This is a genomic window from Tenacibaculum sp. DPLXC6, from assembly GCF_056815515.1.
The window spans coordinates 2458196-2474338 of sequence record NZ_CP141806.1 but is presented as its reverse complement, the minus strand read 5'-3'; the positions used below and the strand labels follow the sequence as shown (position 1 = coordinate 2474338).

Here is a 16143-nt window from a genome sequence, read left to right as displayed (position 1 = left end):
GTTTATGAAAGTTAAAACTATTTTAGTCTCTCAACCTAAACCGAAAACAGAAACATCGCCATATTTTGATTTGGCGGAAAAGCAAAAGGTTAAGGTTGACTTTCGATCGTTTATTCATGTCGAGGGAATTCCTGTTAAAGAGGTTAGAGCTCAAAAGGTTGATTTAAACAATTACACAGCAATCATACTTACAAGTAGAAATGCTGTTGATCATTTTTTTAGAATTGCTGAAGAAATGCGCTTTACAGTTCCTGATGATATGAAGTATTTCTGCCAGTCTGAAGCTGTCGCTTATTATTTGCAGAAATACGTTGTGTACCGTAAACGTAAAATTTATGTTGGTAACAGAACGTTTCCTGAATTAACTAAATTAATTAAGAAACATAAAGATGAAAAGTTTTTACTTCCTTCTTCGGATAAGTTAAAACCTTTAATTCCTGATGAACTAGATAAACTAGGTGTAGATTGGAAACGAGCAGATTTATACCGTACTGTTGTAAGTGATTTATCTGACTTAGAAGATGTTTTTTATGATATTTTAGTATTCTTTAGCCCGTCTGGAATTGATAGTTTATTTAAAAACTTTCCTGACTTCAAACAAAATAATACTCGAATAGCCGTGTTTGGTAACACTACCATTAAAGCTGTTGAAGATAGAGGGTTACGTGTAGATATTGCTGCACCAACACCTGAAACACCTTCAATGACAATGGCTTTAGAAAAATATATTAAAGAAGCTAACAAGAAGTAATTTATTTGTTTTTAGCAACTTAAACAGCCATCAAAAATACTTTGATGGCTGTTTAAGTTTACACATGTAAGTTTAATTTAACTCTACCGTCAAAGGAGTCATACTTAAATTAAACTTATGATTTTTTTACTACTTTTTTTAGCTGCTAGTTTTCTTGCATATAGTAATGGAGCAAATGACAATTTTAAAGGTGTTGCTACGCTATTTGGATCAGGGACAACCAATTTCAAGAAAGCTATTAATTGGGCTACCTTAACTACCCTTTCTGGTTCTGTAGCAGCAATTTTTTTGGCAGATGAATTAGTAAAAAACTTCTCAGGAAAGGGTTTAGTTCCAAATGATTTGATTCAAACACCAATATTTGCCATATCCATCGCTATGGGAGCAGCTATCACCGTATTTTTAGCTACAAAAATAGGAATGCCTATTTCTACTACACATAGTTTAGTTGGAGCTTTATTTGGCACAGGAATTATAGCTGTAGGTAATACTTTTAATTTTAAATTACTGATTAGTACTTTTCTTTTCCCTTTAATTGTTAGTCCTTTAATAGCTACCATTTTAAGCCTAATCGTTTATCTTATTTTTAAGTTTATACGAAAACAAATTCCAAGCTTAAATAAAAATAACCCAACTTTATTTAGCTTTTCTTCTGTAAAGATCTTAAATAGTTTACATTATTTGAGTTCGGGTGTTGTTAGTTTTGCTAGAGGATTAAATGATACTCCGAAAATTGTAGGTTTGTTAATTATTGCCAATAGCATTGACTTAAAATGGAGTATGATATTAATTGCAGTAACTATGGCTTTGGGCGGATTGTTAAACGCAAAAAATGTAGGTGAAACTATGAGTAAAAAAATTACTAAAATGAATTCTGGTCAAGGGTTTACTGCTAATATTGTTACTGGGCTACTTGCAACTACTGCCAGTATACATGGCTTACCTGTTTCCACTACACATGTATCCGTTGGCTCTTTGTTTGGTATAGGAACTGTTACCAAAAAAGCTAATTACAAAGTGATTACTAACATTTTACTATCGTGGATACTTACTTTACCCATAGCAGCTATTATAAGCGCGGTAATTTTTAAAATCTTAGAAATAATTTAACTAATTTATATTTTGTAATTGCTACTTTTAGATTCTTTATGGACAAGTACATAGACATTATAAAAAACTCATATACTGGTTACTGGAATTACATTAAGCAGTCAGTACTTATGGAGTTAAACTGGGAGAATTATTTTTATGGTTTAATCATAATTTCTCTTGTTGTTTGGGCATTAGAAATTGTGTTTCCTTGGCGTAAAAACCAACCTTTATTTCGTAAAGATTTTTGGCTGGATACTTTTTACATGTTTTTCAATTTCTTTTTATTAAATCTTATAGTCCTTATTGCTTTATCAAACACAGCAGAGCAGTTATTTAATGATATCCTTGGTCTAGTTGGTTTATCAGTTGCTAGTTTTCAATTGTTTGATATTAATACATTTCCCTATTGGGCAAGAATCACCGTATTTTTTATCATTATTGATTTTGTACAGTGGTTCACACATACTTTACTCCACAGATATGAATTTTTATGGAACTTTCACAAAGTACATCATTCCGTAAAACAAATGGGGTTTGCAGCACACCTTCGTTATCACTGGATGGAACCTGTGGTATACAACTCAATGAAATATATTCCGCTAGCTATTATGGGCGGATTCACAGCACAAGACGTTGCTATTGTTCACTTTTTCAACATTACTATTGGACACTTAAATCACGCCAATATTAATTGGGATTATGGTTGGTTAAAGTATATTTTAAATAATCCTAGAATGCATATTTGGCATCATGCTAAAGAGCTTCCACCAGAAAGAAGAATGGGTGTTAACTTTGGTATTACACTAAGTATATGGGACTACATTTTTAAAACCAACTACATTCCTTACAATGGACGTGATATTGAGTTAGGTTTTGACGGGGATGAAAAATTCCCAAAAGACTTCATCCACCAAGAACTCTATCCTATAGGAAAGAAATAATGTTTTAAGTCTTTTTTAACCTATTACTTCATACTTTCAATAAGCTATTTTACTACCAATTTGTATCTTTAGCTTTTTAAAAACAAACAAATGAAGTACATAAAAATTCTATTCTTATTTATTGTCGTTCAAGTTACTGCACAACAAGGTGGCATGTGGATTCCTTCGCTTTTAGAAGGAATGAACGAACAAGAAATGACCTCTTTAGGAAGTAAACTTACCGCAAAAGACATTTACGATGTAAACAACTCAAGTTTAAAAGATGCTATTGGGCACTTTAATGGAGGTTGTACTAGTGAAGTAGTTTCTCCTGAAGGATTAATTTTAACCAATCACCACTGTGGTTTCGGACAAATTCAATCACACTCATCTTTAGAAAACGATTATTTAAAAGATGGTTTTTGGGCAATGAGTAAAAAAGAAGAATTGCCTAACAAAGGTTTATATGTTGAGTTTATTGTTCGTATTGACGATGTAACTACCAAAGCTTTAAATGGAGTTAACAACGCAATGACTGAACGTGAAAAACAATCCACTATTGATAAAAACATCAATGAAATTACTAAATCAGTAAAAAAAGAGACTTGGCAAAATAGTAAGGTAAAGCCTTTTTACAAAGGAAATCAATATTTCTTATTTGTTACTGAAAAATTTGAAGATGTTCGTTTAGTAGGAGCACCACCAAGTAGTATTGGAAAATTTGGTAGTGATACAGATAACTGGGTTTTCCCACGTCATACGGGAGATTTTTCATTATTCAGAATTTATGCTGATAAAAACAATCGTCCTGCTAAATACAGTAAAGACAACGTTCCTTACAAACCAAAGCACTTTTTACCAGTTTCTTTAGACGGAATTGAAGAAGGTGATTTTACTATGGTTTTTGGATTTCCAGGTCGTACTAATGAATATTTACCAGCCGTTGCTATTAAGCATATTACACAAGAATTTAACCCAAGTAATATTGCTATTCGTGAAGCTGCATTGAAAGAAATTGATGCACAAATGAAAGCGAGCGATGCTGTTCGTATTAAATACGCTTCAAAGCAAGCACGTATTGCAAACGCTTGGAAAAAATGGATTGGTGAAAACTTAGGTATTAAAAAAAGTAATGCTATTGCAGAGCGTCAAGCTTTTGAAGCTACTTTCAAAAAAGCATTAAAAGAAAAAGGGTTAGAAAAAAACTACGGAAATATTCTTCCTGAGTTTGAAAAGTTATATGCCGATTTTGCTGATATCAATATTAAAAGAAGAAATTTTATTGAAGTTTTCTTGGTGACTAACGAGTTAATGCAAATGACTTTTAGAGCGTATCAATTAGAACAGGTAGCCTTAAATAAACCTGAAAAATTTGAAGATGCAAAAACTTCATTAATCAATAGAATTAAAGGAATTCATAAAAACTTTGATGTAAATGTAGACAAAGGTGTGTTTAAAAATGTGATGCCTTTATACAATCCTACTAATGTAGATGCTTCTATTTACGACAAAACAAGTTTTATTGATTTAGACAAAGCTTTACAATTATTAGAAGGTGATGCTAAAAAGGTGGTTAAAAACTTAAACAAGGATGCTGCTTACCAATATGCAAAACCTATGATTGAAGAGTTTTATACTAAAATCAATCCTGAGTTTCAGCAAAAAAATCAGCCAATTACAACCTTACAAAAAACATACATGAAAGCATTAATGGAAGCGTTACCTAATGCACGCTATTTTCCAGATGCTAACAGTACTTTGCGTGTTACTTACGGTCAAGTTCGTGGATACTCGCCTAGAGATGCTGTATACTATAATCCTGTAAGTTATTTAGACGGAGTTATTGAAAAGTATGTTCCTGGAGATTATGAATTTGATGTTCCAAAAAAATTACGTGATTTATACGACGCTAAAGACTTTGGGCAATACACTGATAAAAACGGAAAAGTACCTGTATGTTTCTTAGGAACTAACCATACCACAGGCGGTAACTCAGGAAGTCCTGCTATTGATGCACATGGAAACTTGATTGGTTTAAACTTTGACCGTGTATGGGAAGGAACGATGAGTGACATGAATTACGATCCAGAAATTTGTAGAAATATTATGGTAGATGTTCGTTATGTATTATTTATTGTTGATAAATATGCAGGAGCAAAGCACTTAATTGAAGAAATGAAATTAGTACACCCTAAGAAAAAATAAACTATTTTTCTACGTAGAAATAACTCAAAAAGCGAGGTTTGTATTTTACAACCTCGTTTTTTTATACAAATAAACAAACCTTGGAGATTGGACTCTTGGCTATCGTCCTGCGATTAAAAATATTGACCTATCCCAAATACAAATCCTTTTGATGCATTCTTTGTAAGTCCATGTCCATAATCAATTCTAAAAACTGCATTGAATATTTTTTTATTAATAAAACGCAAACCAATACCAGAATACATTCTAACATTATCACTATTTACAAAATCGCTTAACGCTCCTCCAGGCTTTCGCCAAGTTCCAACATCAGTAAAGACATTTCCTTGCAAAACAAACCATTTTTTTTCATACAAAGTATAGCGATACTCTGTATTTAAAACAATGCTTCCTGTACCTCTATCAACTAAAATACCAACGCCTCTTAAATTTAAATTATTATCTAAAGCGAATGGAGCAAATGGAGTATCATTATTAGATGACAAACCAACTCGTAATCTATTTGCCCAATTTCCTTTTTCACCTAGTCTTTTAAAGTAAAATAAGTCATTCCAAAAAATTAAAAAGTCATTTTGATATTTATTCTCCGATGTTACATATTGTCCATGAAACTCATTTTTAAACCCGTTGATGTATTGATAATGATAATCTAAATTATCAAAAGTATAAATTAGCTTCAACAGTTTTTTATCTATGTTTAACTCAGTTGGAACATCCGATGAAGTACTTCCGTTTAAATAATTATACTTTTCCTTAAAAAAGTTAATTCCAAATTGGAACTGATTTTTAAAATCGTGCTGATATAAAGCCAAAGCTTCATAAGAGATATTCTGATATTTATAATTAGCTGATTCATCATCAAAATACAATGGTTCTTCACTTGTCCAGTTTTGATGATTTAATGCTAACCCCCATTTTGCTGAAAACAATGTGGGAGCTCTAAAGTTAACTCCGTAAGAATCAAATCCGTTGTATTGATAAAACCCACCTAAAACAATATTTCTTCCTAAAAAATTATACTCACCAACTCCAATTCTGTAAGCCAGTTTTTGATTAATTGTTTTGTGAAAGTTAATTTCAGGAATTATTGTAAAGTTCTCTTCTACCGTTACAACAACATTACATTTATTATCAGAACATGATGCTTTAAAATATGCATTAGAAATTGCTGGTAAGCGCTTTAAGCGAGTCATATCATTCTTCAGTACAATTGAATCAAGTACATTATTTTCTTTTGAACTCAATATCCTCCTTAAAACATGTTTTTTAGTTTTTTTGGCTCCTAAAAAAGTGATTTTTTCTATTCTTCTTTCTTGTGAATAGCTGTTTACAGACAACCAAAACACTGCAAAAATTATTGTTTTTAGAAGAAATAAGTGTTGCTTATCATACTTCTTACCTACTACTTTCATACATCTTTTTTATAGTCAATTCTGCTGGTTTGTTTTGTGGTGTAAACCGATTGTTCTCTTGACCTCCTACTTCTTTATGATTATGAAACCATTTCCAAACAAAACCGCCAGCAAACCAATCTTCTTTCCAAAACTGATTATACAGAGCTTGTAATGCTTTTTGTTGATTTTCTAAATTTACATCTCCTTTAATTCTTCCTGAGTTCCATGGTTCTTTCCCTGTAAAATTTACACTTCTATACCCGTACTCAGTGAATAGAACAGGTTTCTTGAACTTACTTTGTACCTGAATAACTTCATTTTTGTGCGGTTGCCATCCTCTTTCTAAATCTGTTATACTTGGAGATTTCTGATCACTTAACGGAAAATAAGCATCAATTCCTATAAAGTCTAAATCTTTCCAAAAACTTACTCGCTTAAACTCATCCCAGTTTGCAGCATAAGTCAATTTCCCTGAATATACTTTTCTGATTTTTTTTATGAGTTTTTGCCAATACTGAGGTCTGTTTTTCACAAACTGCTCCAATTCTGTACCAATACAAAAAATTTCTGCATTTATTTCTTCTGCTACTTTGGCAAAAGCAAGAATGAAATTCTCATAAGACTCCTCTAACTCCATCCATTTAGCTTCAGAATTCATTTTTATAGCTCCTGTATAAACACCATTCCAAACCCAAATTTGTGGTTTCAACATAATCTTTATCTTACTTTGTTGAAACTCTCTAGCATATTGTTTTACGCCTTCTTTTGTTTCTCCAAACCATTGATTTTTGGAATTGTAAATTACTTTAGGAGATGATAAATTTTTAACAAAACCAAAAGGCATTAGTGTAACATAATTTGCTGATACCTTTTTTACATCATCAATATGTTGGTTTGTTATTTCTTTTGAAGAAGCAACAAAACTAATTCCGTTTATCTTTTTTGACTGACTCGTACAAGAGCTACAAAAAATGATTAAACTTAATAAAAAGAGTTTTAGAGTTTTCATTACTCCTCTAATTTACTATTTTTAAAATAATGCTCGGATTCCTAAATTAAAACTTTGTCCTAAGCCATTGTTTGTTCCTCTAACAAAATTACTATACAATACTTCTAAGTTTAAAGTCTTAGTGATTTGATATTTTCCTCCTAAACCTAAAGCTGTATAATCTTGTGTAAAATCTCCAAACCTTTGTGAATGCTGTGTAAAAGCCAAAACTGTAGACTTTTCATTTGGAAAATAACTAAAGAAGATTCCTGGAGCTAATAAAAAAGTATTGTTGGCAAAACTATCCTCATCCCCAAAATTATACTCTGTATTTAACTCTGTAAACAACTGCCATTTTCCATTAGAAAAAGTATAATCATAAAAGAATCGATTTTGAAAAGTCCAAGCTGTTTGATCCAAAAACACACCATTTTCTGTTTCATTGCTAACTAAAGGAATATGTACTGCTGATTGAACTGAAAAGTTTCCTACATTTTTTAATGGTTGGAACTTAATAGCTGGTGCAAATGATGTAATTCCTTTTCTCTCTGTATTTGGATTGTCTTTTAAACTGAATACTGATAATGCTTGGCGACCACCAATTGTATTAGAACGAAACTCAATAATTGCTCCTATATTAATACGATTGTTTTCCGAAATTCCTGTAAAGGCTTCCAACGTTGAAGTAAAGTAGTTTTCTCTTAACTTTGATTTATTATTACCATTGGCATCAGCAAATTTTGTTTCTGTATACAAGTTATTAAACCATTTAATATCCCATTGTCCATTGTTTAAAAGCTTAGATGGTGTATACGTTTGAATGTTTGATTTTTCTACTTTATCTTCTTGAGCATTTGAAATTTGCACTACCAAAAAGAATAAAATTGAAAAGCTTATTAACTGTCGTTTCATATGATGAATTTTATATAAATCATAGGTCGCCTTAAAAAAACTCCACTTACAAAACCCTTTTATTTAAAATGATTCTAAATTTAACTCCTTCATTAAGTTCTTAACTTTAGCAACGACCTAAACTGCAAATCAACATTTATGGAGCACGTTGTTATTATTGGTAATGGAATTTCTGGAGTTACAGCCGCAAGGCATATCAGAAAATTATCAGACAAAAAAATTACCATTATTTCTTCTGAGACTGATGAGTTCTTTTCAAGAACTGCTTTAATGTATGTGTACATGGGACACATGAAGTTTGAACATACACAGCCATACGAATCTTGGTTTTGGAAGAAAAACAGAATCAACCTTAAAAATGGTTTTATTTCAAAAGTATATTCATCAGAAAAGGAGGTAGAGTTTAGTACCGGAGAGAAATTGTCTTACGATAAATTAATTATTGCTACCGGTTCAAAGCCTAACAAATTTGGTTGGCCTGGTCAAGATTTAAAAGGTGTTATGGGAATGTATCATAAACAAGATTTAGATGCTCTTGAAAAATACGCCCCAAATAATGATGTGTGTAAAAGAGCTGTAATTGTTGGTGGAGGTTTAATTGGTATTGAACTTGCCGAAATGCTTCATAGTAGAAATATTCCTGTTACCTTTCTAGTTCGTGAAAATAGTTTTTGGGACAAAGTGTTACCCAAAGAAGAATCTGCCATGATAAATCGTGAAATTACAGAAAATCATATCGATTTACGATTAGGCGTAAACTTGAAGGAGATAAAATCAGATGAAAACGGACAAGTTGAATCTGTAATTATTGAAGAAACCGGTGAAGAAATACCTTGTAATGTTGTTGGTTTGACTGCTGGTGTTTCTCCAAATGTTGATTTTTTAAAAGGCTCGGAAATTGAGCTTGGTAGGGGAGTTAAAGTCAATCGTTTTTTAGAAACCAACATCAAAGATGTGTATGCTATAGGTGATTGTGCAGAACAACACGAAGCAATTGGTTTACGTCGTCCTATTGAAGCTGTTTGGTATACTGGTAGAATGATGGGGGAAACTGTTGCGCAAACTATTTGTGGCAACCGAATTGAATACAAACCAGGTCATTGGTTTAACTCTGCAAAATTTATTGATATTGAATACCAAACCTATGGTTGGGTATGGCCGCAACCTAAAGAAAATGAAGCTCATTTTTACTGGGAACACGAGAGTGGTAAAAAATGTATTCGAATTAACTATGATAAAAACACGCAAGAATTCCTTGGTATAAATACATTAGGAATACGAATGCGTCATGAGTTTTTTGACAAAGTTTTGAATGAGAAGCAATCTGTAAACTATGTTTTAGAGCATTTAGCAGATGCCAACTTCGACCCTGAATTTTACAAACTTCATGAGTCAGAAATTGTGGCAAAATTCAACAAAGAAAACAACACCAATATTCAATTAAAAAAGAAAAGCTGGAAAAGAATTTTCAGTAGAGTTTAAAATGAGAATAATAAAGCAAACAGGGTTACTACTATTCTTAATAGGGTTAATCATTTTTTCAGGAGTAATTTTTACAGGCTCTTTTAATTTAAGTCAATCAAAATTAGACTCATTCATTACTGAAAAAGGGTATAAAAGTGAAATTATAAAAGATGAACTTAGCAAAGCCATCGTTACCGATGAAAGCTTAAATATTTTTGAGTTTTCTAGCCGAGTTAGAAATGCTTACGAAGCATCTAACAATCATTACAATACTCTAATTACTAAATACGATACTGAAAAGAACTGGGATAAAAAAGGTGAACAATACCAATATTTAATTTATGGCAAACCCCATACGTTGAGTTATGAATTAGCTAAAAAATCAGGTAATGGTTTTGTTAAAAACAACTCTGGCTTGTTATGGTTACTCACTTTTGGTTTAGGTATTTTCGGAGCGCTATTATTTATACTTCCTAATTTCATTTTACTAGGGCCTAAAGGAATAAAAAACAACGGCATTTATTTAGAAGCAAGCACAAACCGTGGTTGGATAGCTTGGTTAGTTTTAATTTATCTGGTAGTATTTTACTTATTACTTTATTTTTTTCCTGACTATGTTGTTAACTGGACCTTTATATTAGATCCTATTAGTAAGTTTTTAAACGGTGGAGAAGCAAGTCAGTGGTTCGTATATGGTTTTTTATACTGTGTAATTATGCTTACCATGGGAGTAAGAATGTATATAAAATACAGACACAATAAATATCAAGTTATTAGAACAACTTCTGTATTATTCTTCCAAATTGTATTTGCCTTCCTTATTCCAGAAATAATGACCAGTTTAAATATGCCTGGATATGATTTTAAAAATGCTTTTCCGTTAGACTATGATTTCTTTTTTGAGTGGAATTTAGATAGCTTAAGAAACAGTGGAGCTATTGGTTTATTTATTTTAGTTTGGGGTATAGTACTTACACTTATCATTGTTCCTGTAATGGTATATTTCTTCGGAAAAAGATGGTATTGTTCTTGGGTTTGTGGTTGTGGTGGTTTAGCAGAAACTTTGGGTGACCCATATCGCCAGCACTCTAACAAAAGTTTGAATGCATGGAAGCTAGAACGTTGGTTAATACATAGTGTTTTGGTATTTTCTTTAGTAATGACCATTGTAACGTTATACTGTTACTTTACTGGAGCACAATCTTTCCTTGGAATTAATTCTCAATGGATTAAAGACACGTATAGCTTTTTAATAGGTGCTTGGTTTGCAGGAGTTATTGGTACTGGATTTTATCCAATTTTTGGGAATCGTGTTTGGTGTCGTTTTGGTTGTCCGTTGGCCGCTTATTTAGGAATTGTTCAACGTTTTAAATCTCGTTTCAGAATTACTACTAATGGAGGACAATGTATTTCTTGCGGAAATTGTTCTACGTATTGTGAGCAAGGTATTGATGTGCGAGCATACGCCCAAAAAGGAGAAAATATTGTTCGTGCAAGTTGTGTTGGATGTGGAATTTGTTCGGCGGTATGTCCTCGTGGAGTTTTAAAGCTAGAAAATGGTCCAGAAAAAGGGCGTATTAATCCAACAGAAATTTTATTAGGTAACGATGTAGATTTAATGAAATTAGTGAATGAAAAATAATGTTTTCATAGTATGCTTTTTTGTTACTTTCTCTTTAGTAGGACAGAAAATATATCATAAATCATTCTATGAAAACGGAACATTAAAGAAAGAAGGTTGGCTTGAAAATAATCAGAAAACCGATTATTGGATCTTCTATTATAAAAATGGAAACATAAAAAAAGAAGGTAGATTTAAAAGTAATCTTCCTGTAAAATACTGGTACTTTTATCGTGAAAATTCTTCTAGAGAAAAGGAAGGGCACTTTGTTAATGGTATTCAAAGCAAATGGTGGATTTTTTATAGTAAAAAAGAAAACACTTATCAAAAGTGTCAAATCAAAAACAATAAAAAAAACGGATACTGCTTATTATACAAGAAACATAAATTAACAAAAGCTGTAAAGTTTAAAGAAGGAGTAAAGTTAAAAGAATGGAATAATTTGTCTTCTTTTGCAGAAGAAAACAATCTCAACGACTTAAAATAATAAATGAATCCACTTATAAAAGTTATCATCCCCGCATATAACGAACAAGATTCAATTGTACATGTAATTAATGATATTCCCTCTTTGGTAAACGAGGTAATTGTTATTAGTAACAATTCAACAGATAACACTGAAGTTAATGCTAAAAATGCAGGAGCTACTGTACTCACCGAAGATAGAAAAGGCTACGGTTACGCTTGCTTAAAAGGAATGGAGTACATAGCTTCATCTTCTATAAAAAACCCAAACAACAAACCTGATATTATTGTTTTTTTAGATGGTGATTATTCTGATTACCCTGAACAACTCACCGAACTTATAGCTCCAATAATAAATGATGATATTGATTTTGTAATTGGTGCTCGTGTACAACGACTACGAGAAAAGGGTTCTATGACTCCTCAACAAGTTTTTGGTAATTGGCTAGCAACCTTTTTAATGAGATTATTTTTTGGTGCAACTTTTACAGATTTAGGTCCTTTTAGAGCCATTAAGTACGATAAATTACTTGCTTTAAACATGGAAGATAAAACGTATGGTTGGACAGTAGAGATGCAATTAAAGGCTTTAAAACAAAAATTATCTTATACAGAAATTCCAATGAAATATAGAAATAGAATTGGCGTTTCAAAGGTTTCAGGAACTGTAAAAGGTAGTATATTAGCCGGCATAAAAATTTTAGGTTGGATCTTTAAATATAGCTTTAAATAATGGTCTTAGAATACATAATAATTACGCTATACACTATATCACTAGTACTTATACTGCTATACGCTATAGCACAGTTAAATCTACTTATCAATTATTTAAAAGCTCAGAAAAAAAAAGAAAACATCCCTACATTAGATGTATCTGATATTAACAAAGTTCCGTATGTAACAATACAGTTACCTGTTTATAATGAACTTTATGTAATGGAGCGTTTATTAAACAACATTGCCAAGTTAGATTATCCACACGAAAGGTTAGAAATTCAAGTATTAGATGATTCTACTGATGAATCAGTTGAGAGTACAGCTGCACAAATTAAAGAGCTTCAAAAAACAGGTTTAGACATTCAACATATTCGACGTGAAAATCGTCAAGGTTTCAAAGCTGGTGCTCTAAAAGAAGGACTTAAAACGGCTAAAGGAGAATTCATTGCTATTTTTGATGCTGACTTTTTACCTAAAGAAAATTGGTTACTGGAAACCGTTCCATATTTTAAAGATCCTGAAATAGGGGTAGTACAAACTCGTTGGGGACACATTAATAGAAACTATTCAACCTTAACAAAAATTCAGGCCTTTGCTTTAGATGCACATTTTACACTGGAGCAAGTAGGTAGAAACAGTCAAGGACATTTTATCAATTTTAATGGTACTGCGGGTATTTGGCGTAAAGAATGTATATATGATGCTGGAAACTGGGAGGGTGATACATTAACTGAGGATTTAGATTTAAGCTACCGAGCTCAATTAAAAAACTGGAAGTTTAAATATTTAGAGAATGTAGTTACTCCTGCTGAATTACCTGTAGTTATTAGTGCTGCTCGCTCTCAGCAGTTTAGATGGAATAAAGGAGGGGCAGAGAATTTTCAGAAAATGTTAAAGAGGATTATTACAAGTTCTAATATTCCTTTTAAAACAAAACTTCATGGAACGCTACACTTACTAAATAGCTCTATGTTTACTTGCATATTTTTAGTTGCTGTTTTAAGTATACCTATGCTATATATTAAAAATGAATACGCTCATTTAAAAATTTACTTTTTAGTAATGAGTTTTTTCATTGTAAGTACCTTTATTTTCTTTATTTGTTACTGGTTTATGTATAAAAGAACTTATGGTGGCGGCTTTTGGAATTTTATCAAATATATTGGTGCCTTTTTTGCTTTTTTCTCTATTGCTATGGGCTTCTCTTTACACAATACGATTGCTGTATTGGAAGGTCATTTAGGTAAAAAAAGTGAATTTGTAAGAACACCTAAATTCAATATTAACTCTTTAAAAGATAGTTGGAAAAACAATAAATACATTCGTAAAAGGCCTTCTTTACATGTAATTATAGAAGGTTTGTTAGCTTTATACTTTGCTTTTGGTATGTATAGTGCTTTTACGGTTGGTGATCAGGGTGGAGATTTTGGTTTGTTCCCTTTTCACCTGATGTTATTTGTTGGCTTTGGATACGTCTTTTTTAAATCCATTTTCTCAAAAGCTTAGATGCCTTTTTTAAAAAAATATAGCTCAATTATGCTAACATTTGTTAGTGTAGTGCTGTATTTTTTATTTGCTTATACAATTGAACGTACTGAGTTTAATAAGTTACTTTTTATATGGGTTGCCTTATTTACTTGTTATTTTGGTCTTTTACAAAATAAGCAGTTATCCTTTGTACATTTAGCTGGTATTGCTGTTTTATTTCGATTGGCTTTCTTTTTTGCTATCCCTAATTTATCACAAGATTTCTATCGCTTTATCTGGGATGGTCGTATGATTTTAGAAGGGTTAAACCCTTATTTATCCTTGCCTCAAACATTTATTGAACAAAACAGCTATCCCATAAACCAAGCTAAGGAGTTATATGGAGGAATGGGGGCTTTGAATGGTAGTCATTATACCAACTACCCTCCAATTAATCAACTTTGTTTTTTAATAGCTGCTCTTTTGGCTAAAAATAGCATTATTGGAAGTGTTGTTGTAATGAGAGTATTGATTATTTTAGCTGATATAGGTATTTTATACTTCGGAAAAAAAATTTTAGAAAGGCTACAGTTACCTGTTAAAAACATTTTTCTATATATTTTAAATCCTTTTGTGATAATTGAACTTACTGGAAACTTACATTTTGAACCTGTAATGTTATTTTTTTTGGTTTGGAGCATTTATCAGTTACAGCAACAAAAATGGTTTTCAGCAGCTATATTACTAGCTTGTTCTATTTCAGTTAAATTAATTCCTTTACTCTTTTTACCCTTATATTTTCAATGGTTTGTAAAGAATGATTTCTCATTCCTTAGAGGTTTCAAAAAATTAGTATCCTTCTACGTAACTGTAATTTTTACAGTCATTTTACTTTTTCTTCCATTTTATTCTTCTGAATTAGTTTCAAACTACATGAACTCTGTTGGCTTATGGTTCAGAAATTTTGAGTTTAATGCTAGTTTTTACTACTTAGCGAGAGAAATTGGTTATTTATTTAGAGGCTATAATGAAATAGCTATTATTGGTAAGATTATACCTATTGTTACTATTTTCTTTTTATTGATTCTTACTTTTTTCAAAAAAAACAAGTCTGTAAAACAGTTAATTGTAAGCATGCTATTTGCTTTATCATTCTATTATTTTTTAACAACAACAATGCATCCTTGGTATATAGCAACGCTTTTAATTATATCGATGTTTACCCAATATCGTTATACTGTTTTGTGGAGTTTAGTAATTATATTAAGTTATCAAGCATACGCTAACTCTCCATGGAAAGAAAATCTTTGGTTAATTACTTTGGAGTATCTAATTCTGTATACTTACTTTATTTGGGAAGTTTTTATAAAAAGAAAACCCACTCAAAATTGAGTGGGAAAAATTGCTATGAAAAAGAAAAAGAAAGTGGTTTTAAAACCACTGTTCAAATATAAATAAGATTTTTCTTTTCACAAATGTTTTTTTTATTTTTTTTACTTTTTTAAAACTTTACCTTAAAGTTTTCTTAACTCATTGTCTTCCAACATGTATTTTTCTCCACTTTCTGGACATATAGCCAAACCATCTTTATCAAAAGTTAAACGATGTCCGTATTCGCTAATCCATCCTATTTGTTTCGATGGATTTCCTACAACTAAAGCGTAGGGTTGCACTTCTTTAGTTACCACAGCTCCTGCCCCTATAAAAGCATACTCTCCAATATTATTACCGCACACAATTGTTGCATTTGCTCCTATACTTGCGCCTTTTTTAACAATTGTTTCTAAATACTGATCTTGTCTTTTTATTGCACTACGTGGATTAATTACATTTGTAAAAACCATAGAGGGCCCTAAAAAAACATCGTCTTCGCATGTTACTCCTGTATATATGGAAACATTATTTTGAACCTTAACATTATTTCCTAAAACAACTTTTGGTGACACCACAACATTTTGTCCAATATTACAGTTGTTTCCAATAATACAATTAGGCATAATATGGCTAAAGTGCCATATTTTTGTTCCATTTCCAATTTTACAACCGTCATCTATAACTGCTGTTTCGTGTGCAAAAAAAGTTTTGTCTGTATCCATATATAACAAAAATAAAAAAAACTCAACCAGTTGGTTGAGTTTTTAATTTTT

At 31.5% G+C, this 16143-nt stretch carries 14 protein-coding genes; 10 read left to right on the top strand and 4 right to left on the bottom strand.

All coding sequences use genetic code 11. The annotated features are described in order from the left end of the window. The first annotated feature begins 4 nt into the window (after positions 1-4). The 4 genes from VCM48_RS11170 to VCM48_RS11155 all read left to right on the top strand — a co-directional run bounded on the left by VCM48_RS11170 (position 5) and on the right by VCM48_RS11155 (position 4968). Positions 5-751 (top strand): uroporphyrinogen-III synthase, encoded by a 747-nt coding sequence (locus tag VCM48_RS11170; protein ID WP_274639028.1) that lies wholly within the window; start codon positions 5-7, stop codon positions 749-751. 117 nt (positions 752-868) lie between these two features. Next, positions 869-1861 carry an inorganic phosphate transporter gene (locus tag VCM48_RS11165; RefSeq protein ID WP_482270557.1) on the top strand — a complete coding sequence of 331 codons (993 nt, stop codon included), beginning with the start codon at positions 869-871 and terminating at the stop codon, positions 1859-1861. 38 nt (positions 1862-1899) lie between these two features. Continuing rightward, the gene (locus VCM48_RS11160; RefSeq protein WP_482270556.1) at positions 1900-2784 is read left to right on the top strand and encodes a sterol desaturase family protein; all 885 of its coding nucleotides are present in this window, start codon (positions 1900-1902) and stop codon (positions 2782-2784) included. Between the two features lie 90 nt (positions 2785-2874). Then, on the top strand, positions 2875-4968 hold the full coding sequence (locus tag VCM48_RS11155) for a S46 family peptidase (protein ID WP_482270555.1): 2094 nt from the start codon (positions 2875-2877) through the stop codon (positions 4966-4968). A gap of 113 nt (positions 4969-5081) precedes the next feature. Here VCM48_RS11155 and VCM48_RS11150 read toward each other — a convergent pair whose 3' ends face one another. From VCM48_RS11150 to VCM48_RS11140, 3 genes are read right to left on the bottom strand one after another with little or no spacing between them, the layout of a single operon-like run. Further along, positions 5082-6380: a POTRA domain-containing protein gene (locus VCM48_RS11150; protein ID WP_482270554.1), complete on the bottom strand. Its 1299-nt coding sequence runs from the start codon at positions 6378-6380 to the stop codon at positions 5082-5084. Further along, positions 6364-7371: a glycoside hydrolase family 113 gene (locus VCM48_RS11145; protein ID WP_482270553.1), complete on the bottom strand. Its 1008-nt coding sequence runs from the start codon at positions 7369-7371 to the stop codon at positions 6364-6366. Before VCM48_RS11145 ends, VCM48_RS11150 begins: the two co-directional genes overlap by 17 nt. A gap of 21 nt (positions 7372-7392) precedes the next feature. Further along, positions 7393-8262 (bottom strand): transporter, encoded by an 870-nt coding sequence (locus VCM48_RS11140; protein ID WP_482270552.1) that lies wholly within the window; start codon positions 8260-8262, stop codon positions 7393-7395. A 138-nt stretch (positions 8263-8400) separates the two neighbouring features. Here VCM48_RS11140 and VCM48_RS11135 point away from each other — a divergent pair, with 138 nt between their 5' ends. From VCM48_RS11135 to VCM48_RS11110, 6 genes are read left to right on the top strand one after another with little or no spacing between them, the layout of a single operon-like run. Further along, positions 8401-9744, top strand: coding sequence for an NAD(P)/FAD-dependent oxidoreductase (locus VCM48_RS11135; protein ID WP_482270551.1), 1344 nt, complete (start codon positions 8401-8403; stop codon positions 9742-9744). Between the two features lies 1 nt (position 9745). Next, entirely contained in the window at positions 9746-11368 is a 1623-nt protein-coding gene (locus VCM48_RS11130) for a 4Fe-4S binding protein (protein ID WP_482270550.1), read from the top strand. After that, positions 11358-11834, top strand: coding sequence for a toxin-antitoxin system YwqK family antitoxin (locus tag VCM48_RS11125; RefSeq protein WP_440120530.1), 477 nt, complete (start codon positions 11358-11360; stop codon positions 11832-11834). The genes VCM48_RS11130 and VCM48_RS11125 overlap by 11 nt, the downstream gene beginning before the upstream one ends. Positions 11835-11837: 3 nt before the next feature. Continuing rightward, positions 11838-12545, top strand: coding sequence for a glycosyltransferase family 2 protein (locus VCM48_RS11120; RefSeq protein WP_274639018.1), 708 nt, complete (start codon positions 11838-11840; stop codon positions 12543-12545). Then, positions 12545-14035, top strand: a complete 1491-nt coding sequence (locus VCM48_RS11115) for a cellulose synthase family protein (RefSeq protein ID WP_274639017.1) — start codon at positions 12545-12547, stop codon at positions 14033-14035. The genes VCM48_RS11120 and VCM48_RS11115 overlap by 1 nt, the downstream gene beginning before the upstream one ends. Before the next feature lie 30 nt (positions 14036-14065). After that, positions 14066-15388 carry an MptA/MptB family glycosyltransferase gene (locus VCM48_RS11110; protein WP_420802973.1) on the top strand — a complete coding sequence of 441 codons (1323 nt, stop codon included), beginning with the start codon at positions 14066-14068 and terminating at the stop codon, positions 15386-15388. A 122-nt stretch (positions 15389-15510) separates the two neighbouring features. Here the strand turns inward: VCM48_RS11110 and VCM48_RS11105 are convergent, their stop codons facing one another. Continuing rightward, positions 15511-16092: an acyltransferase gene (locus tag VCM48_RS11105; RefSeq protein WP_274639015.1), complete on the bottom strand. Its 582-nt coding sequence runs from the start codon at positions 16090-16092 to the stop codon at positions 15511-15513. Positions 16093-16143 lie beyond the last annotated feature (51 nt).